We start from the raw sequence: 23,371 nt of genomic DNA on the forward strand, positions 1-23,371 counted from the left end.
AATGGTGCAGGGCTGCGACTGCCCGATCATGCCCGGCGCTTGTAGGCCATGCAAAACCTGTGGCGAGCTGATAAATCCCCTCGCCACAGAGATGGTGGTCGGCTTTAGTTCTCGACGCGGCTACTGACTTCAAACCACATCATCGACAATGATATGCCGCTCACCCCGCGAGCAGCGCTCGATCCGCGCCTGGACCCGGTACACCGTGCGCAGCATCTGCTCGGTGATGACCTCCTCACTCGGACCGCTGCCTTGCAGGGTGCCTTGGGCGATGACCAGCACCTGATCAGCAAAGCGCAATGCCTGGTTCAGGTCGTGGATGGCGATGAATACGATGATTGAATGTTGGCGGGCGAGGGCGCGCATGAAGGTCAGGACCTGGACCTGACGGTGCATGTCCAGGGCACTGGTGGGTTCATCCATCAGCAATACCTCGGGTTCGCGCACCAGCGTCTGGGCGATGGACACCAGTTGCTGCTGTCCGCCGCTCAATTCACCGAGGTTGCGAAACGACAGCTCGCTGATGCCGAGGGATTCAAGGATACGGTCCACCACCGCCAGCTCATCTGCTTGTACGGCCCATCCCGGAGCCTGTTGTTTGCGCGCCAGCAGCACCGATTCATAGACCGTCAGCCGGGCACTGGCGTTGAGGTTCTGCGGCATGTAGCAGATGCCCGTCGGGCCTTTGCGCGAACCTTCCAACCTTACCTGGCCGGGGCCCTCGATCAGGCCAGCGATGCGTTTGAACAGCGTCGATTTTCCGGCCGCGTTGGGGCCAACCACCGCCACCACTTCACCACCGCAGAAAACCGGGGTATTGATGGCCTCGAGGATCGAGCGACCACCATAACGGGCGCCGAGGCCTGCCAGTTCAATCGTCACCATGACTGCTTCTTCCCGCCAAGAATGAGAGAGATGAAAAACGGTACGCCGATCAATGACGTGACCACCCCGATAGGAAAGATCGCGCCCGGTATCAAGGTTTTACTCACCACCGAACTGGCCGACAGGATCAAGGCACCGGTCAGCAGCGAGGCGGGCAGGAAAAAGCGCTGGTCTTCACCGATCAGCATCCGCGCGATGTGTGGCCCGACCAGACCGATGAAGCCGATGGTGCCGACAAACGCCACGGGAAGTGAGGCCAGCAGACTGACCATGACCAGGGTCTGCAAACGCAACTTGCGTACATTGATGCCGAAGCTCGCGGCTTTCTCATCCCCCAGGCGCAGGGCGGTCATGGCCCAGGCACGACGGGCAAAAATCGGCACGGTGACGAGGATCACCAGACAGATCACTCCCAGTTTCGGCCAGGTGGCCTTGGTCAGGCTGCCCATGGTCCAGAACACCACCGCAGCGACAGCTTGCTCAGTGGCGAAGAACTGCACCAGCGCCAGTAGGGCATTGAAGGTGAACACCAGGGCGATGCCCAGCAGCACGATGGTTTCGCTGGTCATGCCGCGGCGCAGGCTCAACACATGAATCAGCAACGCCGAGAGCATCGCCATGACAAAGGCGTTGAGCGGCACCATGTATTGAGCGATCACCGGCACCAGCGCCACACCGAACGCCAGCCCCAGGGCCGCGCCAAAACTGGCCGCTGCCGAGATGCCCAGGGTGAACGGGCTGGCCAATGGATTGTTGAGGATGGTCTGCATCTGTGCGCCGGCCAAGGACAGCGCGGCGCCCACTGCCACCGCCATCAGCGCCACCGGCAGGCGGATGTCCCACATCACCACCCGTACCTGGGGCGCGGCGGACTCGGGTGCGAGCAGCGCCCCCAGCACTTCATCCAAGCCATAACTGGCCGGGCCGAGGGCCAGGTCCAGCAGCACGCTGAACAGCAGCAATATCCCCAGTCCGACCAGAGTCAGTCGTTTACGCCAGACCTGCGTGCGATAGATCGTGCCGAGGGCGAGGGGATCGATACGGCCGTTCATGGCCGGGCCTGCGCGGGCGCGAGGCTGACGAAATAGCCCGGTTTGTAGGGCACCGGCAGAAATCGTTCGTGGAACTCACGAAACGTGGCGTCGGGGTCCAGGTCGGCGAACAGATCCGGGTGGAACCACTTGGCCAGTTGCTGGATGGCGATGAACTGGTAAGGACTGTTATAGAACTGATGCCAGATGGCGTGAAACCCCTGGGTTTGCTGGGCCTTGATTCCGGCGTAGGCGGGGCGCTGGGTGAACCATTGCAGTTTGCGCCGTGCCTCGACCAGATCGGCACCGGGCCCGACGCCAATCCAGTGCCCTCCGGGGGCGAAGGCTTGCCAGTTTGCGCTGGTGACCACCACCTGATCCGGGTCGGCGACAATCACCTGTTCGGGGTTCAACTGGCCAAAGGTGTTGGGGATGATGGTGCCGGCGATGTTGTGACCGCCGGCCAGTTCGACGAAACGGCCGAAGTTTTCATTGCCGAAACTCAAGCAGCAGTCATCGGTGTAGCCGCCGATGCGTTCGATGAAGACCTTGGGCCTGGGCGGTTGGCGGGCTTCGATCACATCGGTGACCCGCCGGATCTGTTGCTTGCTGAAGGCAATGAACGCCTCGGCGCGGGCTTCTTCGCCGAACAACTGGCCAAACAGGCGCATGGTCGGCTCGGTGTTCTGCATCGGGTTGTTGCGAAAATCCACATACACCACCGGGATACCAAGGGCGTCGAGCTTTTCGATATAACGGGCGTCCTCGGTGGCATGCTGGGCTTCGATGTTGAGGATAATGACGTCCGGCTGTTGGCTGATCGCTTGCTCGATGTCGAAGGTGCCGTCTTCGAAACCTCCGAACGTCGGGACTTTGGCAATGTCCGGATAACGCTGCAGGTAGGCGCTGTAGGTGTCCGGGTCGGACTGGATCATGTCCTTGCGCCAGCCAACGATGCGCCGGATCGGGTTGGCGGTGTCGAGGGCCGCCACCAGATACAGCTGACGACCTTCACCCAGGATCACCCGGCGTACGGGAATGCGCACTTGGACCTGGCGGCCCAGCAGATCGGTGACAGCGGTTCTTGGCGTGCTGTCTGGTGCGGTGTCGGAACACGCGAAACCGCTCAGCAACAGGGTCATGGAGCCCAGCAGCACAGCGATGAACGACGCAAGCTTTCGAGGTCTGGATAACATCGTTTAAACCTTGATGATGGCCCCGGCCGGCAGCGATGCACGCGCTGCCGGGCCAGGGAAAACTCAGAAGTCGACCGTGGCCGAGAGCAGCAGGGTGCGCGGTGCCCCTTGGGAGAACGCACCGTAGGAGGCCACGCCGGACCAGTACTCGCGGTCGAAGACGTTCTGCACCGTGGCGCGGAACGTAGTCGGCCGACCATCGAGCACGGTGCTGTAGCGAGCGCCCGCGTCGAAGCGCGTCCAAGGATCGAGTTCGCGGGTGTTGGCCTGGTCGACGTATTGGCTGCCGGTGTAGATCGCGCCGCTGGTGAGGGTCACGCCCTGGACCCATGGCGTATCCCATTCGGCCCATAGGTTGGCCTGCACTTCGGGCACGCCGACCGGCTTATTGCCGCGATTGGCGGCGGTGCCGCTTTTGGTCAGTTCGCCGTCCAGCAAAGTGACGCCGCCCAACAGGCGAGTGCCTTCGCGCAGTTCACCGAACATGTTCAGTTCGATGCCACGGTTGCGTTGTTCGCCTTGGACCGAATACACGCCGTTGGCCAACTCGCCGCTGGGCTTCTTGACCTGGAACAGTGCCAGGGTCGAGGTGAAGGTGCCGTAGTCGACCTTGACTCCCACCTCCTGCTGGCGGGAGATGTAAGGCTTGAATATTTCTCCGGAGTTGCTGGCGGTCGCGGGGGCCGTATCACCCTTGCTCAGGCCTTCGATGTAGTTGTAATAGAACGACACATGTTCCCAAGGCTTGATCACCGCACCGAACAACGGTGTGGTTTCGCTTTCGTCATATGCAGTGGTAACCGCGCCAGCGGCGTTGTAGTTGTTCGATTCGATGTTTTGCTTGCGCAGGCCCAAGGTCACCTGGACACGTTCGTCGAGGATCGACAGGGTGTCGGCCAGAGCGACACCAGACAGTTCGGTGTCGGAAATCTTCAGCACGTCGGGGGAGGCAATGGAGGGTTTGTCGCGCTCCACCGGGTGGTAGATGTTCGACAATATAGGGGTTCCGGAATTGATGCCCCTGCGCAGTTCATCGCGGTAGCGACTGACCTGCAGCGTAGTGCTGTGGCTGACCGGACCGGTTTCGAAGCGGCCCCGGGCACCCGCGTCCACGGTGTAGCGCTCCACTTCGAACTTATAGTATCCAGGCGTCGAGGTAGTATCCCCGGCGCTGTTCAGGATGGTCGGCGTCTGGTCCGACAGCCGTGCTACATCGGACTTGCCGCCGCCGGCGTGGGCAAACACGGTCAGGCTGTCGTTAAGGTCATATTCACCACTGAGCAACGCCGATTTATCACGGGTCTTCGACCAGCCCCATTCCTGGGTCACGTTGCTGCGTCCGTTGGCGGCCGACGGTATCTCGACACCGCTCGCGATCTGAAACGGTCGGGACGGCGCGTCCCACTGTTCTTCCTGGCTGATCAGGTCCAGGCTGGTTCTGAATCGGTCGCCCTGGTAATCCAGGGAGATCGAGCCGATACCTACATCCCGCGACTGCTTGTCGATTGCGGTGTCGCCGCCCTGGAGACTGCCATTGACCCGCACGCCAAAGCGTCGTTCCTCGCCGAAGCGGCGGCTGATATCGACGTGCCCACCCGCTTGCGAGTCCATGGCGTAACTGGCGGTCACACGGGTCAAGTCTTCGTCCAGCGAGCGCTTGGGTACGATGTTGATGACACCGCCGACACCGCTGTTGGGCGACATACCGTAGAGCAGGGCGGCCGGGCCCTTGATCACCTCAATACGTTCGGCGTACTCGGTGAACACCCGATAGTTGGGGGCCACACCGTACACGCCGTCGAACGCCAGCTCCCCCAGGTTGCCTTCGCCCACGGGAAAGCCGCGAATGAAGAACGAGTCAACGATGCCGCCGGTCTGGCCGGTGGAGCGCACCGAGGAGTCACGCTCCAGCACGTCGGCGGCGGTCACGGCTTGTTGGTCCTTCATCAGCGCCGAGGTGTAGTTGCTCACACTGAACGGTGTATCCATCAGGTCCTTGTTGCCCAACAGGCCTACACGACCACCACGAGCGACCTGACCGCCACTATAGGCGGCCGGCAAATCACCCGGGCGAGCTTCGGTGGCGCTGACGGTGGTTGGCGCCAGGGTCAGTCCGCCGTCGATGCTGCGTTTTTGCAAGGTGTAGCTGCCATCGTCGCGAGCCACCAGGTCCAGACCGCTGCCGGCCAGCAGTCGGGCGAACGCTTCGCGTGCCGTGAACTGGCCGGACAGGCCTGGGCTGTCCAGGCCCTGGGTCAGGGACGGTTCGAACGACAAGGCGATGCCGGCCTGCACGGCGAACGTCGAGAGGGTCGGCCCCAGGGGGCCGGGTTGAATGCTGTAGGACTGGCTGGCGATGCTGTCCAGCGGCGCGCCCGGTGCGGCCCAACTGCCTGGGCTTAAGGTCGAAAGTGCAAGGCCGAGCATTGCACTGCGAATCGCCAGATTCAGCGTGCGATCCGAGCGCAGGGGGCGGGCAACGGGCATGGCTTGATGGTCCTGTTCAGAGGGGTTTGTTCTCTAGCCAGCCAGGATCGAAAAAAGTATCACCCTCGCACGATTATTTTTTTTGGCTCACGCCGGTGCCAACATGACCCAGTAGTCACCCAGGCGCGAAGTGACGCGGATTGGGTAGGTCCGGGCGAGCATGTTCAGGGTTCGTTGAGTGTCGCTGATGGGGAAGGCGCCGGAAATCTTCAGGTCGGCGATGGCCGGGTCGAAACGCAGGACGCCGTTGCGATAGCGAGTCAGTTCACCGATGAAATCGGCCAGGCGCATGTTGTCGGCCATCAGCATGCCTTGGGTCCAGGCCAGCACCGATTTATCGACAGGTTCCAACCCGTCAATGGCGAACGCTGTAAAACCACTGCTCTGACCGGCCTCGACGACTTTTTCAGCAATGCCTTTGAGCTGGATACTGACTGCCCCCTCGAGCACCGCGAGGCGGGTGTGCCCGCGCTCTTCGCGAACACTGAAACGCGTGCCGAGCGCCTGCATCCGGCCCTCGCGGGTTTCGACCCTGAACGGCCGGGCGACAGGCGAGGGATCCGGTGCGGTCTGCACCAGTATTTCGCCGCGGCGCAACAGCAACAGGCGCTGGTACTGATCGAAATACACATCAATGGCGGTGTCGGTGTTCAACGTCAAGCGAGTACCGTCAGTCAGTGTCAGGTCGCGACGCTTGCCCACAGGGGCGCGGTAGTCGGCGGTCCATTGCTGCCAGTCATTGAGCTTCCAACCGCCCCAGGCCAGTGGCGCCAGCGCGAGCAAGGTCACCAGTTTACCCATGGCGGCGCGGCGCTCGGGGTTGCTGGGACGGTCCAGCGCCGGCATGGCCAAGGCAGGTGGCAAGCCCTGCAGTTTGCTCAGCAACAATTCGGCCCGCGCCCACGCCTGGCGGTGCGCCGGGCTGCTGTTGCGCCAGCGTTCCCATTCCAGGCGCTCGGTGTCGTTGACACTGCCTTCGCTCAGACGCATCAGCCAGTCGGCTGCTTCATTGAGGATGGCGGGATCGACGGCGTGACTATCGCGAGCAGGCATTCAGTCCACCCACATCAGGCAGTGCAGGAAGGCCTGCTTCATGTAGCGCTTGACCGTAATCAGCGAGACTCCCAACTGATGAGCGATCTCGTTGTATTTCAAGCCGCTGATTTGCGATAACAGAAACGCCCGTTTGACCGGCCGGGGGAGGGTATCGAGCATGGCGTCGATTTCATGCAGGGTTTCCAGCACCAGCAGGCGGCGCTCTGGCGAGGGCGCTTCAGGTTCGGGCAGCAACGCCAGCGCCTGCAGATAGGCGCGCTCCAAGGCCTTGCGCTGGAACCAATTGACCAGAATGCCACCGGCCACGCAGCTGAGGTATGCACGTGGCTCTTCGATGACCGCGACCTTCGAGGCGAGGATACGGATGAAGGTGTCATGCGCCAGGTCTGCGGCATCCAGCGCATTGCCCAGTTTGCGATAGAGTCGGGCGTACAACCAACCATGGTGTCCGCTGTAGAGGTCTGCGACGGTGCGCAGATGACAATCGTTGGTCGCTGAACCGGGATCGCTCATGGCTGTTTATATTTTTGATAGTGAGAATTATTCCCAATAGTAGTGGAGGTGCTCGGCGGCACGCAAGATCATCGTGCGGCAATGAGCAATTGTGCTCGGGCAAGGGTTGTGCGAACCGCTATTCGCGTGCCTGGTCCAGTACCCCGATCGGCCCGTAGCGCAGCAGCACCAAGGGCAACAGCACCACGCCGTAGGCAATGCTGACGTAGAGGTAGGTGTATTGAAGGCCATAGACCTGGCTGAGCAAGGCGCCCAGGGAAATGCCGATGATGGACGCCGTTTGCGAAACCCCCTGGGCGAGTCCCAGCACCTGACCCTGGCGGCTGTTGTCGGTGCTTTTGGAGATGAGCGCGGTCAGCACCGGGGTGGTTGCGCCCAAGAGTACGCCCCAGGCGAAGTAGACAATGGCGAAGACCAACGGCTGACGTGTCAGGCCGGCCATGGCGGTCAGGGTTATGCACGCGATCACGATGGCGGTGATGGTCTGTAGCGTCTGTGTCGGGTTACGCTGCTCGAAGTAGCGCGACCAGGACGTTGCGCACAGGATAAAACCCAGGGCCAGCAGGCCATAGCAGAGCCCGACCAGGGCATTGCTGACCTCGAAGGTCGAACTCACATACAGCGAAAACGAAGTCTGCGGAAGCATTCGCGCCAGCAGCAGAAGACCCATGATACCCAGCAGCGATAAAGTCAGCGGGTTATACAGCCCGGGGCGCGAAGGGGCTGAGGGAGCGTCGCTGGTGGTTGTCTTCCTGGCGGGCGCTACGTCAGGCAGCGTCAACGCCGCGATCACGGTGCACAACGCGCACAAGCCTGAGGCCACGATGTTGATCCAGAAAAACGTTGCATGGTCCAGGATCAGTCCTCCCGCCACCGCACCCAGCAGTGAACCGACATTGGTGGAGATCTGTAGGATGGCAAACAGCCTGGCCCGCCGCGATGGCGCCTCGATGCTTACGCCGTAGGCCTGGGCGGGGGCGATATAACCGGCGAACGCACCTTGTAGCAAGCGCAGGACCAGGATCACCCAGATATCACTGCATAACGCCAGGCCCAGCTGGGTCAGGGATAACCCGGCCAGTGCCCGGATCATCATCAGTTTATGGCCATAGCGATCACCGATACGGCCCCAGAAAGCACTGGTCAGGATGATGCCCAGCATCGGACCGACATACACCGCCGTGCTGGCGAAGCTGAACAGCGCGTCGTTGCCGGTCAGTTGTCGCAAGTGAACGGGCCAGAACGGCCCGCTCATCTCCATTGCACCCATGGAAACCAGCTGGATCGCAAACAACAGATAGATCAGCAAGCGAACGCTCGAACCCTGGGGGATACCGGCACGGGGCATGGACAGACTCGTAGAGGCGGAAGGCTGTGTCTTATCCGACAGTGCGTGGATCTGAGCAAGCAAAAAATGCAGCAGGTTCCTCCGGAAGCCGAACAATCGACTATTTTTTTTTGAAATCAAGGGGTTGTCAGCCTAGGCAAATGAGTACATAATTGCGCCCATCGAACGCACTGGTACGTAAAAAATCTCAATGTTTTCAAGGGGATAGCGCTTACTTAGTGTCCTGTTTCCTGATCAGGTTTGTACGCGGTTGATGTGGCTGCTTTGCATCAAACGTCTTGAGGCCGAATAGCAAAATGGTTATGCAGTGGATTGCAAATCCACCTACGCCGGTTCGATTCCGACTTCGGCCTCCACTATTAAAAGCCCCGTAGCTCAATGAGTTACGGGGCTTTTTTGTGCTTTAATCTGAGTGAAGTGTTCCGCAACAATTACGACGTGTTCCGCAACTTGGACCGTCTTCGCCTGACGGATGCAAAAAAATCTCGCTTAGTCGAGCTTCCCTCTGGTCGCGCGTGATGGCAACATGACTCTATGTCCATGGAGGTTTTATGATTAGGGTTGGCGGTCGTAAGGTATTAATGAATGACACCTTATTCGTTCCTGATGGGGAGGAGGCAATAGTAGATTGCGCTGTCGGAGAAGGGGATAATCTGACATTCAAATTTCAATTTGTTCACGAGCCGGACGTTGAAGTAGATGGCGTCTCTAAGAGTCCCGATCCTCGCTACGCTGTTGAGTATGTAACGGCAGAAGGTGAGAAAAAAATAGATCAATTAGTTGTAATTTTCTATAACTTTAATAAGCCATTTGGGCAATCCTTCAAAGAACCTGTCGGTGTAGCAGACTCCAATAAAAGAGAAATAATCTATCTCTTTGCTGCTCTTCAAAAACTAGGTGTTGTTACCAGGATTGACTTTCAAGTCACGCTGGAGGATATAGTATGACTATGCCACCAGAAGAAGTTTTAAGAAATGGAGTGCCGCCTCGCGGTGCACGACGAAATGCCTATCCGACAGTTGTTAATGTTGATCAGATACATAACAACACGTCACAGGAGGTTATTCATATTACCTCAGATAAGCTGAAACTCGCGCTGATGGGGCACCTAGATTGCTTGGCTAAGAAGAATGCCTGGCATGTTCCGCTTAGCCTGTTTGCTAGTGCTGTTGTTGTGTTTTTCACGTCGTCCTTTAAAGATTTTCTTGGGGTTAAGGCTGATCAGCTTCAAGTGGGTTTTTTTATATTTGCAGTGGGTTGTTTGATTTGGCTTTTAAAAGCTATCCTTCAGTCTCGGAAGTCTATGTCCATCGAAGAGCTTATCGAGATAATTAAGAACAAATGATAGTAAGTTTGGCGTGTGCGGGGGCGTGAGCCCCTGTCATATGCTACTTAGTTGGTTTCACAATTTCCCCAACGCGGCGGTAGATTCTCTTTGTTGTTTCCTCTTTTGAGTGCCCGAGCAGCCGACTGGCGTCGGTGAGGTCTTCGATTTCACTTGCCGCTTTCGGGCGAATGTCCCTGAATTGGAACTGACGAATAGTTGCGGCGAGTGTGGTATCGCCATCGGTGGCCGCCTTGATCGCTGCTTTTTCCCTGGCTTCATCCCACCGGTTACGCAACATGGCATAGCTCATACGCAACCCATCTTTGTTGGTTATGAGGCTGGACGTCCGAATTCCTGCCATTGTTTTGCGGTCGAGTAGCCCGTCGAGGAAGGTGCTGAGGCTGGAAGCGGCGGTGCCGTTGTGAAGCCGGATGCGCAAACGCTTCTGGGTCTTGCCTTGGCCGACCAACAAGAACCCGTTGTTGATGTCGGCAGCGGAAGCTTTCAGTACGTCAGCCGGGCGCTGGCCTGTGAGGTAGGCAAGATCCATAGCATCTTTCAACTCCGTCGGCGCTTGGGCGTACACGGCATCCCACACAGTGTTGCCGGCGTAGAAGTCACGCGGTGTCTCCTTGTTCCGCCGCAACCGCGAACAGGGGTTTGCCTTGTCAGTCAGGCCCCATTCTCTGGCGTGGGTGAAGATCGTCGACAGCAGGGCAATTTCGCGGTTCGCTCTGACCTTGGCCGACCTAGTATCACGGTATTGCGCGATCACCTGTGGCGTCATCGCATCCACTGGGGCCAGCTCGAACGACTTGCGAAGCTGCTTCAGTCCCTTCTGATAGTCATCCTGGGTGCCTTTTGTCAGCCCTGGCATGACTTGAAATTCATATCTATCGAATAGGCTGCCCATCAGGTGCGATGGCTTCGGCACCGCCTTGCGATCAAGGCGGGCCCATTCGGCTTTGGCATCGTCCAGGTCGTTGCCCAGCGGGATCTCTTTCCGCTTCCCATCGGCAGTCCTGCCGTCGTAGTAATAGCTCACCCAAACGGAGCCGCTTTTTCGTTTACGCTCTCGGCGGATCATCCGGGGCGGCAAGTCCCGGTTTGCAGTTTTTCTCGGGCGCATTGTTATCCCACACGCGATAGATCAAGGGTCCACGTCTCGGCCACAGCGTTGGTAGCTGTAGGTTTGACTCCGGCCAGCTTGAGGCGGGCGTACACGCGCCCGACGACGGGGCGCTGGGCGCCCGTCAGGAAGAATTGCCAAGCGTTACGTGTGAGCCACTGCCGTTGACAGGAGGGTGTCTTGTAGCCGGTGATGGCCGCCAGCTCGTCATCAGTCAGGGTTTCGCTGAGGAATTCCATGGTATGGGCTCCGAGTGGGGTTATTGCCGCTGCGCTTGATCTCGTCATGCTGCCCTCCGTTCAGCGCGGGTTTCGTCCATGTTGGCCCGTATCAGAGCGGCCATCGGCTGCGGGGAAACCGAGTTGCCGACCATTCGCACCTGGGCGCGCTTACTGAACTTGCGCCCGTCGTGGCCCGTATCGATGACGTAGTTGTCGGGAAACCCTTGGGCGCGGTACAGCTCGCGCGGGGTGAGCATGCGCATTCCGATGTCAACGATTACGTATGGGGTGCCTTGGACGGTGACGGTCACCAACGCCAGGCGGTCCCGGGTCGTGATGGTTGCTGCTGGATCGCGGAGGTCATAGATATTGTCGGTGCCGTAGTACCCCATGAGGAATGCCGCGACACGCAAGGCGCCCGCTTGATACTCAGGCGAAAGGGTGTATTCGACGAGCGCGTGGTGCTCGGCGCCGGCCGTGATGGTCGGTACCAGGCCATCCATTGGTTGTCCTACGCAGTTTTTGCGGAGCGTGCAGAGGTGAGCTGTCACGACATTCTGTTGGCTGCCAGTTGTGGTGATCGCGGTCATGGGCTCGGTCGGGTGGTGCCCCGGCGTGACGTTGAAGCCACCGTTGTGTTGGGCCAGGTAGGCGACGGTCAATGCAAAGTGCCCACCCTTGACGCTCGCGCAGATGGTCGAGAGGGGGGAGTCTCCTGCCATGTTGCGCTGTACGCTACTGTTTGCATGCTCTGTGATGAACGGCGCCAACTGCGGCGTCACCAGCGCAAAGCCGTGTGAGCCCGTTGTAGTTTTCGTTGGATGGTAAACAGAGTGATACCGTGAATCGTCGCTGCCGGAGTGGTTGACGTATGAGTCAGGCCCATTCCGCTACGTCAGAGAGTTGGGTGGCGACCAGTACCTGAGCAAGTACGACACAGGCGCGTTGGCCAAACGCCCGGGCAACACGCCTGAGGCTGACGGCGACGGCCAGAAGTACCGCGGGCGTGGCCTGATCTAGATCACCGGGTACGACAACTATCTGGCCTGCAGCAAGGCGCTGTTCGGTGATGATCGACTGCTGCGCATGCCTGAGCTGCTCGAACAGGTCGAGTGGGCAGTGAAGTCTGCGGCGTGGTTCTGGAATTCGCGGGAGTTGAACGAGTTGCCAGATTCCGGATCGTTTGAGGCGATCACCCGGCGCATCAACGGCAGACTCAATGGTCAGGATGAGCGCGCCTCATTCTACGAAGCGGCGCTGAAGGTGCTGGCATGAACGCAATCCTGCTCAGGTTACTTCCTTATATGGCCGCCCTGGCATTGGTGGCAGCTACACCGAGTCATACGGCCCGGTTATCGCCGATACCGGCGCGTCTTCATCCATGAACATCGGCAGCTTTTTCGACAAGTCGCTGGCGACCACCACACAGAACACCTCGGCTTACTCCGATGGCGGCATGACCTTGGTGGATGTTCTGCTGAAGGGCGGCACTTACGACATCCGGATCGCTTCGGGCGGCACCTTCCAGGTGAGAAACCCAGCCATGGCTGATTCGATCTTACGAGAAGGTGGCGGGGTCGTTCAGCAGTTTTGAAACGAAGATAAATAAGGCCCGATCAGTGATCGGGCCCTGTTCGCTAACTGTCATTGGGCTTGGTTTTCATGAGTGAACGATTTGGCTGCAGGCTTGTATTTGTGATCCAAATTATTCATAGTTTTTTCGATTCAAGGACTGCTCACGACGACCTTTTCTGGTAACTATTTTTCCATCACGAACCAGCTGATGTCATCCTGAGGAAAATTTGTGTCTCTGTGGTATATAAAGCCGTAGTCTACCAATCTAACGTCCTTGTAGATATCCATGAATTCCCCCGCAAAATCGCGTTTGAATAATTTTGATGAATGTCCGCGATATGAAAGTTCTACCGGCGAAGGGTTATAATATTCGGCGATGAGAATGTATCTAGATGAGTTGTTGTAAAGGGCCGCGTATGCCTCAGGAAGCTTATCAGGGTTGATATGTATCAGAACACCCTTGGTGAATGTAAGGTCCCATTGTCTTGAGGCTTCAAATTCGAAGATTGACGTATTGAATACTTCTGCTGATGGATGGTTTTTTTTCAGCTCTTTTGCGGCGCTAGAGTTAATCTCAACTGCGGATAAGTGAGCGCTAGGGAGCAGCGTCTGTAGTGCGGAAATGTTCAGCCCTCTATTAGCTCCGAATTCTAATAAAGATTCTACTTTTGATAGTCTATGAAGAACTTTTGAAAAGAAACTAGTGTTGCTAGCAATCCAGTCCAATCCTTGGTTTCTCTCGGTATATAAGTTTCCGAAGTCACCTTCCCAGAAAAGCTCTTGCTCAGTTCGCACGCCCATGTATCGTTTCCTTGATATCGGTTTTGTTTGCCTGGATGACGGGTAATCCTAGCAAATTTTGGACAGGTGGGGAGCTATTCCGCCAAGAGGGTTACCCGCCACCACAAATTGACCCTGAGAGCCCGATAAGGAGATCTCTACCGGGTGCCGGTCATCCGCTGCTCCCCCTAGATTTGAGTTCTGCACGCCTCTAATTCGCCATCGAGCGGGATTTTTTTGTCTGGAGAAAAGGCAGCCGAGAAGGACCGCGACATCCTCGCGCGCACGTTGTACGGAGAGGCCCGTGGTGAGGGTCTAGCCGGCCAGATCGCCGTGGCCTGGGCCATCCGCAATTGTGTGTTCGATGGAAAGGACCGTTCGTGGTGGGGCGAGGGCCATGCCGGCGTTTGCCTGAAGCCGTACCAGTTCAGTTGCTGGAACAAAAACGATCCGAACTACCCCTACCTGAGCGGCGCCAAGCCGATCCCGCCGAAGCAGTTCGCCCAGGCCCAGCGAGCGGCTGATCTGGTGATCTCTGGCGTCGAACCCGATATCACCAAGGGCGCAACCCACTACTATGCCAGCACCATGCCGAAGCCGCCGGCCTGGGCCAATAGCGCAACTCAGACCTTGCGCTTGGGCAACCACGTCTTCTTCAAGGTACGCGGCCTGTAGCCCATTAAAAATCAGTAGCTTGCGGAACGCTTACGATGGTAAGCTATTGAAACGCTGAGCAAAGTGGATGGATTGCAAATCCACCTACGCCGGTTCGATTCCGACTTCGGCCTCCACTTTAAAACAGCTCCGTAGATCTATGATTTACGGAGCTTTTTTATTTGCGAAGCAATGAAAGAATTTGCCTTGAAAAGGGCTTAACCCTCCTTGCTTCGACGGGGTGGGATGTATATATTCCACCCTCTGCTGTAACAGGCTCGAAACTGGCCATTCGATACGTGTCAGTTTCCACTGAGTTTGACCGCGCTACCGCCCGAATGGCGAAACTGGTAGACGCATGGGACTTAAAATCCCCCGCTCGTAAGGGCGTGCCGGTTCGATTCCGGCTTCGGGCACCATCTAATATCAAGGGTTTGCGAGCGAAAGCTGATGCAAACCCTTGTTCGTTTCCGCCCCGCAAAAAAACTCCGCTCCATAAGCTGAAACCCTGCAAAAGTCGGAAAAACTTCTCGCGTTGGTGGGGATAAGAGGGCGCCCACGGCAAGCAGGCAACCAGTATCCAGGCCAGGCGGGTGTTTTCAGCATGAGTCTCTACAATAGGCGTTGAGATCAGCAAGGTGAGTTGGCTTTAACCCCAAGGAAGAGGTATCCAGTGAAGACAGTCGCAACGATGAGCCTATTGGGCTTGATGAGTAGCAGTGCCGTATGTGCAGGGGAAACGACATCCCCTGATGGGAAAACGTTGGCCGTGAACTTCGGCGAGCCGACGGTTAAGCAGGTGCTGCACTATCGAAAAATGTACGACAAGAAACCTTTTCCCGATGCGGAAATTTATTACTACAGCAACGGGCTGTATAAGATCATTTCCCAGGGAGAAAATCATTACGGCGTCTATGTCTTGCAGGGACAACACAGTGATGAGACGTACACCGTGAAATTTATCTCCCTGCCTTCCGCCGACTGGGGGAACAAAACGGCGTATCACCAGTTGACCTTTATCCGGGGTGATACAGAAAACGTGTTCATCCAAAACGCCATTGTTGATACCGGCGAGGCAATTGCCCAGCAGAACGGAACCTATACGCAGGAAAAAAATACGGTCATCAATCCGATCAGCACCGACTGGAAGAAAAAGTGAGTCCACCGCTCTAGAAAGGCTTGGCCGGCACGTTATGGAGGCTGGATCGAGTTGGGTGCGCATTATTGGGTGGCGGGAAGAGTGTCGACACCCGATCGGGTTAAAAAACAAAAGGTTGCATGAGATTTCTCATGCAACCTTTTTTGTCTCCATTGTTCATGCCCGTGCGGCGCGTTACGGCTCACAACCGCCGCCGAAATGCCTCGAGAATCTCCCGCGTACCTTTTTTCATCTGCAATTGGGCAATGGCATCCAGTGGATGCCAAAGGCAATCGCTGATCTCATTTTGTGGCCTGGCTGCCCTTGAATCGCTGACCGAGGCTTCGAACACGTGGTGTTCGGTTTCACCGTCACTGATCCGCATCAGGTACAGCAGGTTTTCGGCGTCCAGTCCGGTTTCTTCCGCCAGCTCTCTGAGTGCAGCCCCTGCATGGGTTTCGCCGCGCTCGACGGTGCCACCCGGCAGTGTCCAACGGCTGTTGGCTTTGCGAACCAGTAGGATGTGGCGATCCTCTTCGCAAATGACGGTCGCTCGAATTTTCATAGGTTGCTCAAACAGTGACTGTCATTAAATTGAAATATAACTGCAATATTTGCGCCGGGCATCATCGGCTTGTTCACAAAGCGATTTTCCGAGGTCATATCAGTACGACCGTCACGAGCGGAGAAAGACTGAATTCATTTTTGGTTTGAGGCGCGTTCTATAAAGTCAGGCAACCGCTTTGCGCGGACTACCGGTCATCGCCTGGAATGAATCAGCTTCAAAAAAATGAATCCATTGCTCATTGGGTGGATGGCCAGCCCCTGGCAGTGGGGAGAGAGAAGATGACCACCGTTGAAGACTTCAAAATCAAATCCCATGAGCTCCTTGTGGAACTCGATGCGGCGACATCAGAAATGATGAAGCTCATATGTGTTCATCAGATGACCGGAACAGCCTGGGAAGAAGCGGTTCAACGTCAACATGAAGCCTATGAGCGGTGGGTTGCTCACCTCAATGAGCGGTCTTAGGTGGGGCTTGCCCGCCAGGGCGAAAATTCTTTGAACGGTACTTGAGCTGTTGTGCCTAATCCATAGACGGATAAGAGGATAAGGCCATGTCTGAATTAGCCAGTTATTTCTGGATCGCCGTTGCGGTGCTTTTACTACTAGTAGATTTGTGGGCGATCATCAGTGTCTTTCGCAGCGACAAGCCGGTGGGGACCAAGGCCGGTTGGGCGCTATTACTGATTATTCTACCGGTACTGGGCTTGATCATCTGGGGCGTGGCGGGACCTCGGGGAATCAAGGAAGGCCCGTCATCGCCGGAACATAGTAAGGGTTAGCACAAGGATGCGGGCCACCAGGTCACTGGTTCTTCCAGCGCCCGCCAGTGGTTTCGCAGTCCGTTTGTGCCTGGTCCAGATCTTCGGCGCCGTAGTAGTACCAAGTGACTTGCGCATTGTCGGGGATGTTGACCGAGTCCCCCTGGCCGGTTGAGCGAGGATTGGCCAGGGCTTCTTGCGTCAAACGGGCTTGGCATGTTGCCACATACCCATCGTCGCAGCGTTCCACCTTACTCTTTTGAGTGCTCAGCATGCCCTTGCTCTCGTTGCTGCAAGACCAGTCCAAAGTTTCGGCGGGAATGCCGTGGTATTCGTAGCAACTGTGGGTTTCAATCGCCGGTACCGACTGACTCTGGGGGCGCGTGATGACATCACAACCTTGCGCCATGACGGCTGCGGGGCTGGCGCAGGCGCAGGCGGTCAATAACAGGATTCTGGCATTCATGGGGATTCTCCCTTTCGCGATTCTTTGCATCGGTATCTATCAACATCGAGGCGCAAAGAACGCCCTTGTTCCATCGGTTTTCCAACCGGTAGAGCCCAGGGGGAGCCGTGTCTCAGACTAAACGTTAGCGAAACTTGGGTAGTGGCCGTTCAATGGGCTTGAGCGAAGTCAGTGCGCTCTGGATCGACGGGGCATCTTTGTCGATGTCGTTAAGTCGGTCCCGGATGCGCACTGCGGTGGGGTGCCCGCCCTGGTGGTCGACCCAGTCGGCGATTTCCTTGCAGGCTGCAGCGAGTCTGGCTTGGCGCGACTCCAGTAAGGTAAGCAGGGTGGTGATGGACTCTTTTTCGGACATGTCACACCTCCATTCAGACATTCAAAGTTGATAAGGCAGCACAAGGCCCGCCATAGGCGGGTCATGCTGTCGCTTAAAGCGTAGTTGAGTTATGTCGATTCTGTCGAAGAATCCGGCGCCCGATTGGACAACCGGTGCGCCGGAAACTGGGTTATTTAAGTCAGCCGGACTCCTTGATCCAGGACGGCGCGACGCTCGCTCGCCAGCGCACGTCGGTAATGCCGTATTTTTCAGCAAGGGGTTTTGAAACCCGCTTGACCTTTTCCCGTCCGAATTTCGGTATGCGCCCGACCCCCGCGTCGCAACTGGCCCAATGCCAAGCTTCGGAGTTATTCATCACTTCTGCGCGAATGATGAATGACTTCGGCTCGCCATGGAGCACGTAGTCGATGATGTAAAGCGATGGCCCGCCCATAAATCCTCCCTAATTAGTTCTATACGGATGGATACGGCAGCGTGCGGAAAATTCCATCGAATTGCCCAGACGGTCAAAAATCAGGCCAAGCAGCGCAGTCAAGTCGGTGCTCGCTGTCAGGAACCAAACCCGGTTAACCTTCTCCAAGGTGAGCTTCAGCTCCATGTGCCAGGGATCAATAGGCAAGGCAGTGTGGTATTAGATAAAGGCAAAACATGAAAAACATCGCCAGGGCGCTGGTTATCGCAGTCCTCGCCATCGGTGTGTCGGGATGCATCGGCCCGCCCATCGAACTGACCCCACAAACCGAGCAAAGCCTGCAGGCCCAACCCCCGATCCGATTTTTGCTGACCTTCGATGACGGCCCCAGTGCCTCGTCCTTCTGGAACCCGAGCCTGGAGGTGCTGGATGCCCTTGCGCACAACCCAGTGCAGCCGGGGATCAAGGCGGTATTTTTTGTCCAGACCCGTGCGCTGCGAGCCGGCAACAGCGACATCGGCCGCTCGGTAATGCACCGTGAGCAGCGCGAAGGTCATGTACTGGGTTTCCATACGGCGACTTACTGGCACACCAATCATCGCTTTTTGAGTCCGGACGAACTGGAGCAGTCACTGGTCAAGGGCGGGGGCGATATCGCCGCCATCACGGGGGCTGCGCCCAGTCTGGTGCGGCCGCCGTTCTGGAGCTACGACAGGCGCACATTCGCCGCTTACCAGCGGCATGGCTTGCACGTATTGCTGACCGATCTGAGCGCTAACGACGGTAAGGTCTGGGGGATCACCGCCAGCCCGCGACGGCGAATCAACCTGACGCGCCAGCTCTCCGAAGTGCGCGAACGCATCGCCGCCGGGCAGTTGCCTGCGGTTGACGGGGTGATCCCGGTGGTGGTCACCTTCCATGACCTCAACCGCTATACCGCCCGACACGCCCGGGAATACTTGCAAATCCTGCTCGACGCGGCCCGAGCCACGGGTGTGAGGACCGACGCCAAGCCCTTCTATGATGATCGTCAAGCGTTGGAGCGGGCGGCGATGGCGCGCACCGTCAGGAACGCTGCCGAGCCGGTGCACCTGCCTGGTTTGTGGGATTGGTTGTGGGATTCGGATTCCCATTGAGGGGCTCAGGTCAGCGTCGCTGCTCAAGGTTGCGACGCTCGGTTGGCACCCTTGCGCGAACTGAGTGTAAGGTAGGTAGCGTAACCCTGGTTTGTCTCGAAAGGAGGTGACAATGAGTACTGCGATGCTGACCAAAATGCATATCAACGGGTATGACGTGCTCAGCGTAAACAGCGGCCCATGGCGGGTCTGCACTCAGGCCGATCGATTGGGCTCCTTTGCTTCCCGTGAGGAAGCACTGGCCTACGCCGCCGCATTGCCGGCCAGGAAAAAACACAGCGGCCAGACTGCGACCGCCAAATAGCGACGTCAAAAGGCGAGGGGAGTTGGCTGCGAACCGAGCCGTTTGGTTCGTTGCGCAGCCGATTCCTTCATCTCTGTCAGGCGGGTGCCAGTTCCAGCGGAATTTCCAGGGTGAACAGCGCTCCCTGTCCAGGGCCGTCGCTATGGACATGAAGGTGGCCATTCATTTCAACCGCTGCCAAGGCGCAGCTGTGCAAGCCGAAGCCATGGCCGTCCTTGCGGGTCGTGAACCCGTGGTTGAAGATGCGGGCCAGGTTCTCGGGTGCAATGCCTTCGCCTCGATCCTTGACGCTGACGCACAGCGTCTTTTGATCGACGACCCGGATTCCCAGGATCATTTCCCGAGGATGATCGCTGACGTGCGACATCGCGAATTTGGCGTTACTGATGAGATTGATCAGGATCAACAGCAACCTGTGCTTGTCACCCATTATCATCGGGACGTCCTGATAGTCCTTGATGACGGTGACGTGGTGCCGGCTCAGCGCGCCCGAATTCATGCGTAGCGCGTCTTCGAACAGGTCACTGATGCTCAGTGCTTCGATCAGCCTGGCGGCTCCGGCATAGGTTTGCTGGGTGGTGACGATTTCCTTGATGTGGTCGATGCTCTTGGTCAGTTGCGCCAGTTCTTCGATAAGCAGCGTTTGCTCGGCGGCGATGGAGTCGACCAGTTCGTTGAAGTAGCGCGGCAACAATTTGCCCTTTTCATCGCTGGTGATGAACTGGCCCAGGTCATCGGCGTGTTCATTCATCATTCTTACCGCTTTTCCAAGGCCCAGTGTCTTGCTGCTGCGCAACTTGCGGGTTACCAGGTCCGCGGAAATATTCACGCTGTTGAGCACATTTCCAACGTTGTGCAACACGTTCGTGGCGATCTCGGCCATGCCTGCCATCCGTGCGGCGTCCACCAGTTCACGTTCGGCCTCTTTCAGTTCGCGAGTGCGTTCCTGCACGCGCTCCTCGAGCCGTTCATTGGACGATTGCAGCTCGTGGTTGATCTGGTTGATGACGGCATAGCTGCGAACCAGCCGCACCGCCAGGTAGATCATCAATAGCGCCATGAGGCTGGCACACACACCCAGATAGACATGGTATTGACGGTCCGCGGCGGCCGTCCTTCGCTGCGTCTCGTTCAACAGCTCATTGATGCTGTCCAGCTCCTGGGCCACCGGAATCACACTGATGCGGTCAAGAAGGTCATTGACGATCGGTTGTTCCTCGATAATGGATCTGACGTGCTGCGCAAGGGCGATGAAGGGAGGTTGATCGGTCGCGGGTAACTGGCCGATGTATCGCTCCAGTTCACTGAGTTGGTTCTGCACCTCCTTGGCTTTGTCCGAGGTGACATACAATGCGTACTCCAGTGTCGTCAGTGCCAGCTCAAGCACGTTGGAAGACACCGTAAGGTGTTCCGCAGGGCTTATGACGGTCATCTCCTTGAGCAGTGTTTGAATGTCGTCTTCGATGATCGGCAGTGCGTCCAGGGCGGTGCGCAGCCTGGCGTTGTGTTGCTGGAATTGATCGACCAGTGCTGTCTTGTTCTTGACCGCATCTACATAGCCTTGGCGCCTGGACGCCCAGAGAGCCGCCAGGGGACCTGCGTTATTGAGCTGCTCCAGCTGCTCCCAGCGACTGCCTGCCTCTGGCGGTGGCGCCAGCGACAGGTTGTTATTGACGCCGATTTTTTTCCTCAGGATCTTCAGGCTCCAGTTGGCGTCGGCCTGTTTGAGCTGGCGAACGAAGTCCCGGGATTCGAAGTAAGTCGATGAGTCGTACGTATAGGATTTGATCAAAAAGAATATCAAGGCTGAAAACACAATCAGCGCAGCGGCCAGCAAAGCAGGCCATTTGTACTTCTTGATAATGTTGGTCACGCGATTCTCCTGTTCAGGGCGCCTGTCGAGGGTGTCGGTGAATGCCCGGGCGGGCGGGAAATGTCAGGGCGCGAGGTGAAAGGGAGAGCATTGAACCGTCGTAGCGATGTTTGCGTGGGTTTGCTTTTGCCTGGGTACACGTTGAGCTCCCTGCTAACGGTGAACGTCGGGGGTCGTCAGTGACGTGAGTGTAGCGTTAACGAGACAGGTCGATGTCACTGGCCGTAAGGGCCGAGACGCTGGACGAGCGCGGCCAGGATTGACCGCGCAGGCAAGGGGTTACTGATTCTTGATGTCAATGAAGGGCAGGGCGCCGTTCGGCAGCACGGTGGTGGGTAATACGCCATTCCAGCGCTCGGCCTTGGTGAGTTCCACTAGGTTCTGGTTGCTGGCCAGGGCCTGGGCGCGTGCCTTGATCGCCTCAGCCTCGGCTCTTCCGCGCAATTCGGTGGCCAGCGCATCTGCCTTGGCCTGGGCAACTTGCGAATCGGCTTCCGCCTGGGCCTGGGTGACACGAATCTGGGCTTGAACCTGCTCGGTCGCCAGTTGCTGCTCGCGGGTCTTGACCTGCACTTCGGCGGCCATGCGCGCTTCGATGGCCTTTTCATAAGCGTCACTGAAGTCGATGTTTTCGACCTGGACGCTGTCGATGATCACCGGCCCGGTAATCGTCGCCTTGATTGCGGTCGAAATATCGTTGACCAGTTGCACGCGGTTCTGCACGGCAGCCACGGCGTTGAACTTGCCGAATACGTTCTCTACCTGTGTCGGCACTTGGCGGCTGATCATCCGGTCGCGGATACCCTCAAGGTCCTTGAACTGGGTGTAGACCTTCGCCACATCGGACGGCGCGATGTGCCAGGACACCGACACCTTGAGCTGCGCGGACTGTTGGTCCTTGCTGTAGGCCTGCAGGTCTTCATAAGCGGTGACCTGGCTTTGCACGCTGATCAGGCGTACCGACTCGATAAACGGGGTCTTGAACGACAGTCCCGGCTCTACCACCCCGACCAGCGCACCGTTGCGCAACAGCACGCCACGCTCGGTTTCATCGACCGTGTACCAACTGCCAAAGAAGACGCACAACAGGACGACGCCTACGATTGCCGCAACGAGAGAACCGATGGTTTTACTGGTCACTTTTCTTTCCTTGAGTGTAGGGGTGGGTTTTGCCATAACGGTGTGTCAATCCTGAAAAACCGAAGCAGGGATTCTGAATGCCAGACACGAAAAAGCCCTGAATAATCAGGGCTTTAACGTAAGAATATGGCGGAGGCGATGGGATTCGAACTCATGGACCTGTTACAGTCGACGGTTTTCAAGACCGTTGCCTTAAACCACTCGGCCACACCTCCGTATTGCGTTGCGGGCGCCATAATACCCGAATGAAACACACTGTCAAACTCTCTACGTAGCTTGTTACAGAGCGTCTGTTATGATCCTTGCCACTGAATGTTTCAAAACCGGAGGAGTGTCGCCATGCGCGAACAGGATTACGCAGTGAACAACAGCGTGCAGGCTGAGCAGCTAGAGGTTAGCCGCGTCCTGCGCAACACTTATGGCCTGCTGGCCCTCACGCTTGCTTTCAGCGGTGTGATGGCCTACGTCGCACAACAGATGCGGGTGGGTTACCCGAACGTCTTTGTCGTGCTGATCGGTTTCTATGGTCTTTTCTTCCTCACCAACAAGCTTCGTGATTCGGCCTGGGGCCTGGTATCGGCTTTCGCCCTGACCGGTTTCATGGGCTTCCTGCTCGGCCCGATCCTCAATCGTTACCTGCAGATGCAGGGCGGCGCCGAAGTGGTCAGCTCGGCTTTTGCCATGACTGCGCTGGTGTTCGGTGGGCTGTCGGCCTACGTGCTGATCTCCCGCAAGGACATGAGCTTCCTGGGCGGCTTCATCACCGCTGGTTTCTTCGTGTTGATGGGAGCAGTGCTGGCCAGCTTCTTCTTCCAGATCAGCGGCCTGCAACTGGCGATCAGCGCGGGCTTCGTGCTGTTCTCGTCGGTCTGCATCCTGTACCAGACCAGCGCTATCATCCACGGCGGCGAGCGCAACTACATCATGGCGACCATCAGCCTGTATGTGTCGATCTACAACCTGTTTGTCAGCCTGTTGCAACTGTTCGGCCTGATGGGCCGCGACGACTGATTGCATTCGTGATGAGCGAAAAGCCCG

General features: G+C 57.5%; 26 protein-coding genes, 3 tRNA genes and 2 pseudogenes. 13 read left to right on the plus strand and 18 right to left on the minus strand.

Annotation, left to right across the window (positions count from 1 at the left end; translation table 11 throughout):
* Nucleotides 1-129: 129 nt before the first annotated feature.
* The 7 genes from SGN16_RS13605 to SGN16_RS13635 form a co-directional block, all read right to left on the minus strand.
* Nucleotides 130-885: an ABC transporter ATP-binding protein gene (locus SGN16_RS13605; protein ID WP_210644824.1), complete on the minus strand. Its 756-nt coding sequence runs from the start codon at nucleotides 883-885 to the stop codon at nucleotides 130-132.
* On the minus strand, nucleotides 879-1,937 hold the full coding sequence (locus SGN16_RS13610) for an iron ABC transporter permease (protein WP_335944693.1): 1,059 nt from the start codon (nucleotides 1,935-1,937) through the stop codon (nucleotides 879-881). The genes SGN16_RS13605 and SGN16_RS13610 overlap by 7 nt, the downstream gene beginning before the upstream one ends.
* Nucleotides 1,934-3,112: an ABC transporter substrate-binding protein gene (locus SGN16_RS13615; RefSeq protein WP_335944694.1), complete on the minus strand. Its 1,179-nt coding sequence runs from the start codon at nucleotides 3,110-3,112 to the stop codon at nucleotides 1,934-1,936. Before SGN16_RS13615 ends, SGN16_RS13610 begins: the two co-directional genes overlap by 4 nt.
* Before the next feature lie 63 nt (nucleotides 3,113-3,175).
* On the minus strand, nucleotides 3,176-5,599 hold the full coding sequence (locus tag SGN16_RS13620; RefSeq protein WP_335944695.1) for a TonB-dependent receptor: 2,424 nt from the start codon (nucleotides 5,597-5,599) through the stop codon (nucleotides 3,176-3,178).
* Between the two features lie 87 nt (nucleotides 5,600-5,686).
* Nucleotides 5,687-6,652, minus strand: a complete 966-nt coding sequence (locus tag SGN16_RS13625) for a FecR family protein (RefSeq protein ID WP_335944696.1) — start codon at nucleotides 6,650-6,652, stop codon at nucleotides 5,687-5,689.
* Nucleotides 6,653-7,168, minus strand: a complete 516-nt coding sequence (locus SGN16_RS13630) for a sigma-70 family RNA polymerase sigma factor (protein ID WP_210644833.1) — start codon at nucleotides 7,166-7,168, stop codon at nucleotides 6,653-6,655.
* A gap of 118 nt (nucleotides 7,169-7,286) precedes the next feature.
* Nucleotides 7,287-8,516 (minus strand): MFS transporter, encoded by a 1,230-nt coding sequence (locus tag SGN16_RS13635; protein WP_210644835.1) that lies wholly within the window; start codon nucleotides 8,514-8,516, stop codon nucleotides 7,287-7,289.
* 282 nt (nucleotides 8,517-8,798) lie between these two features.
* Here SGN16_RS13635 and SGN16_RS13640 point away from each other — a divergent pair.
* The 3 genes from SGN16_RS13640 (at nucleotide 8,799) to SGN16_RS13650 (ending at nucleotide 9,861) form a co-directional block, all read left to right on the plus strand.
* Nucleotides 8,799-8,872, plus strand: a tRNA-Cys gene (locus SGN16_RS13640).
* 195 nt (nucleotides 8,873-9,067) lie between these two features.
* Nucleotides 9,068-9,463, plus strand: a complete 396-nt coding sequence (locus tag SGN16_RS13645; RefSeq protein ID WP_335944697.1) for a hypothetical protein — start codon at nucleotides 9,068-9,070, stop codon at nucleotides 9,461-9,463.
* Nucleotides 9,460-9,861 carry a hypothetical protein gene (locus SGN16_RS13650; RefSeq protein WP_335944698.1) on the plus strand — a complete coding sequence of 134 codons (402 nt, stop codon included), beginning with the start codon at nucleotides 9,460-9,462 and terminating at the stop codon, nucleotides 9,859-9,861. The genes SGN16_RS13645 and SGN16_RS13650 overlap by 4 nt, the downstream gene beginning before the upstream one ends.
* A 43-nt stretch (nucleotides 9,862-9,904) precedes the next feature.
* On the opposite strand, the gene SGN16_RS13655 is transcribed toward SGN16_RS13650, so the two are convergent.
* From SGN16_RS13655 to SGN16_RS13665, 3 genes and pseudogenes are all read right to left on the minus strand, one after another.
* Nucleotides 9,905-10,972: a tyrosine-type recombinase/integrase gene (locus SGN16_RS13655; RefSeq protein ID WP_335944699.1), complete on the minus strand. Its 1,068-nt coding sequence runs from the start codon at nucleotides 10,970-10,972 to the stop codon at nucleotides 9,905-9,907.
* Nucleotides 10,973-10,974: 2 nt separating this feature from the next.
* Nucleotides 10,975-11,211 (minus strand): DUF4224 domain-containing protein, encoded by a 237-nt coding sequence (locus SGN16_RS13660; protein WP_335944700.1) that lies wholly within the window; start codon nucleotides 11,209-11,211, stop codon nucleotides 10,975-10,977.
* 44 nt (nucleotides 11,212-11,255) lie between these two features.
* Nucleotides 11,256-11,855 (minus strand): annotated as a pseudogene (locus SGN16_RS13665) (DNA cytosine methyltransferase); the annotation flags it as partial.
* Nucleotides 11,856-12,045: 190 nt separating this feature from the next.
* Here SGN16_RS13665 and SGN16_RS13670 point away from each other — a divergent pair.
* Both SGN16_RS13670 and SGN16_RS13675 read left to right on the plus strand, forming a co-directional pair.
* Nucleotides 12,046-12,468, plus strand: a pseudogene (locus SGN16_RS13670) (glycoside hydrolase family 19 protein).
* Nucleotides 12,469-12,574: 106 nt separating this feature from the next.
* Nucleotides 12,575-12,787, plus strand: a complete 213-nt coding sequence (locus SGN16_RS13675) for a hypothetical protein (RefSeq protein ID WP_335944701.1) — start codon at nucleotides 12,575-12,577, stop codon at nucleotides 12,785-12,787.
* Between the two features lie 164 nt (nucleotides 12,788-12,951).
* On the opposite strand, the gene SGN16_RS13680 is transcribed toward SGN16_RS13675, so the two are convergent.
* Complete coding sequence (locus SGN16_RS13680; RefSeq protein ID WP_335944702.1) at nucleotides 12,952-13,569, minus strand: pseudaminic acid biosynthesis-associated methylase; 618 nt, start codon at nucleotides 13,567-13,569, stop codon at nucleotides 12,952-12,954.
* 216 nt (nucleotides 13,570-13,785) lie between these two features.
* On the opposite strand from SGN16_RS13680, the gene SGN16_RS13685 reads away from it, so the two are divergent.
* The 3 genes from SGN16_RS13685 to SGN16_RS13695 all read left to right on the plus strand — a co-directional run bounded on the left by SGN16_RS13685 (nucleotide 13,786) and on the right by SGN16_RS13695 (nucleotide 15,361).
* Entirely contained in the window at nucleotides 13,786-14,223 is a 438-nt protein-coding gene (locus SGN16_RS13685; RefSeq protein ID WP_335944703.1) for a cell wall hydrolase, read from the plus strand.
* 311 nt (nucleotides 14,224-14,534) lie between these two features.
* Nucleotides 14,535-14,621: transfer RNA gene (locus SGN16_RS13690), tRNA-Leu, on the plus strand.
* A gap of 290 nt (nucleotides 14,622-14,911) precedes the next feature.
* A complete protein-coding gene (locus SGN16_RS13695) occupies nucleotides 14,912-15,361 on the plus strand; it encodes a hypothetical protein (RefSeq protein ID WP_202879096.1) in 450 nt (149 codons plus the stop codon).
* Between the two features lie 181 nt (nucleotides 15,362-15,542).
* Here the strand turns inward: SGN16_RS13695 and SGN16_RS13700 are convergent, their stop codons facing one another.
* A complete protein-coding gene (locus SGN16_RS13700) occupies nucleotides 15,543-15,905 on the minus strand; it encodes an NUDIX domain-containing protein (protein ID WP_210644836.1) in 363 nt (120 codons plus the stop codon).
* Nucleotides 15,906-16,186: 281 nt separating this feature from the next.
* On the opposite strand from SGN16_RS13700, the gene SGN16_RS13705 reads away from it, so the two are divergent.
* Entirely contained in the window at nucleotides 16,187-16,372 is a 186-nt protein-coding gene (locus SGN16_RS13705) for a hypothetical protein (protein ID WP_210644839.1), read from the plus strand.
* 86 nt (nucleotides 16,373-16,458) lie between these two features.
* On the plus strand, nucleotides 16,459-16,686 hold the full coding sequence (locus SGN16_RS13710; protein ID WP_335944705.1) for a PLD nuclease N-terminal domain-containing protein: 228 nt from the start codon (nucleotides 16,459-16,461) through the stop codon (nucleotides 16,684-16,686).
* Nucleotides 16,687-16,708: 22 nt separating this feature from the next.
* Here SGN16_RS13710 and SGN16_RS13715 read toward each other — a convergent pair whose 3' ends face one another.
* The 3 genes from SGN16_RS13715 to SGN16_RS13725 form a co-directional block, all read right to left on the minus strand.
* Nucleotides 16,709-17,131: a hypothetical protein gene (locus SGN16_RS13715; RefSeq protein ID WP_335944706.1), complete on the minus strand. Its 423-nt coding sequence runs from the start codon at nucleotides 17,129-17,131 to the stop codon at nucleotides 16,709-16,711.
* 124 nt (nucleotides 17,132-17,255) lie between these two features.
* A complete protein-coding gene (locus SGN16_RS13720) occupies nucleotides 17,256-17,486 on the minus strand; it encodes a hypothetical protein (protein WP_135845641.1) in 231 nt (76 codons plus the stop codon).
* Between the two features lie 160 nt (nucleotides 17,487-17,646).
* Nucleotides 17,647-17,901, minus strand: a complete 255-nt coding sequence (locus SGN16_RS13725; RefSeq protein WP_025213787.1) for a DUF6555 family protein — start codon at nucleotides 17,899-17,901, stop codon at nucleotides 17,647-17,649.
* A 215-nt stretch (nucleotides 17,902-18,116) separates the two neighbouring features.
* On the opposite strand from SGN16_RS13725, the gene SGN16_RS13730 reads away from it, so the two are divergent.
* Together SGN16_RS13730 and SGN16_RS13735 are read left to right on the plus strand one after the other, a co-directional pair.
* Entirely contained in the window at nucleotides 18,117-19,016 is a 900-nt protein-coding gene (locus tag SGN16_RS13730; protein WP_335944707.1) for a polysaccharide deacetylase family protein, read from the plus strand.
* A gap of 112 nt (nucleotides 19,017-19,128) precedes the next feature.
* Nucleotides 19,129-19,320: a DUF2188 domain-containing protein gene (locus tag SGN16_RS13735; protein ID WP_210644846.1), complete on the plus strand. Its 192-nt coding sequence runs from the start codon at nucleotides 19,129-19,131 to the stop codon at nucleotides 19,318-19,320.
* 76 nt (nucleotides 19,321-19,396) lie between these two features.
* Here the strand turns inward: SGN16_RS13735 and SGN16_RS13740 are convergent, their stop codons facing one another.
* The 3 genes from SGN16_RS13740 to SGN16_RS13750 all read right to left on the minus strand — a co-directional run bounded on the left by SGN16_RS13740 (nucleotide 19,397) and on the right by SGN16_RS13750 (nucleotide 22,548).
* Entirely contained in the window at nucleotides 19,397-21,193 is a 1,797-nt protein-coding gene (locus SGN16_RS13740; protein WP_335944708.1) for a DAHL domain-containing protein, read from the minus strand.
* Nucleotides 21,194-21,472: 279 nt separating this feature from the next.
* A complete protein-coding gene (locus SGN16_RS13745; protein ID WP_210644850.1) occupies nucleotides 21,473-22,333 on the minus strand; it encodes an SPFH domain-containing protein in 861 nt (286 codons plus the stop codon).
* Nucleotides 22,334-22,460: 127 nt separating this feature from the next.
* Nucleotides 22,461-22,548, minus strand: a tRNA-Ser gene (locus SGN16_RS13750).
* Nucleotides 22,549-22,672: 124 nt separating this feature from the next.
* Between SGN16_RS13750 and SGN16_RS13755 the strand changes: the two genes are divergently transcribed.
* Entirely contained in the window at nucleotides 22,673-23,344 is a 672-nt protein-coding gene (locus tag SGN16_RS13755; protein ID WP_210644852.1) for a Bax inhibitor-1/YccA family protein, read from the plus strand.
* The last annotated feature ends 27 nt before the right edge of the window (nucleotides 23,345-23,371 follow it).

This window comes from Pseudomonas sp. G166, from assembly GCF_037027455.2.
In the GTDB taxonomy this organism is placed as follows: Bacteria; Pseudomonadota; Gammaproteobacteria; order Pseudomonadales; family Pseudomonadaceae; genus Aquipseudomonas.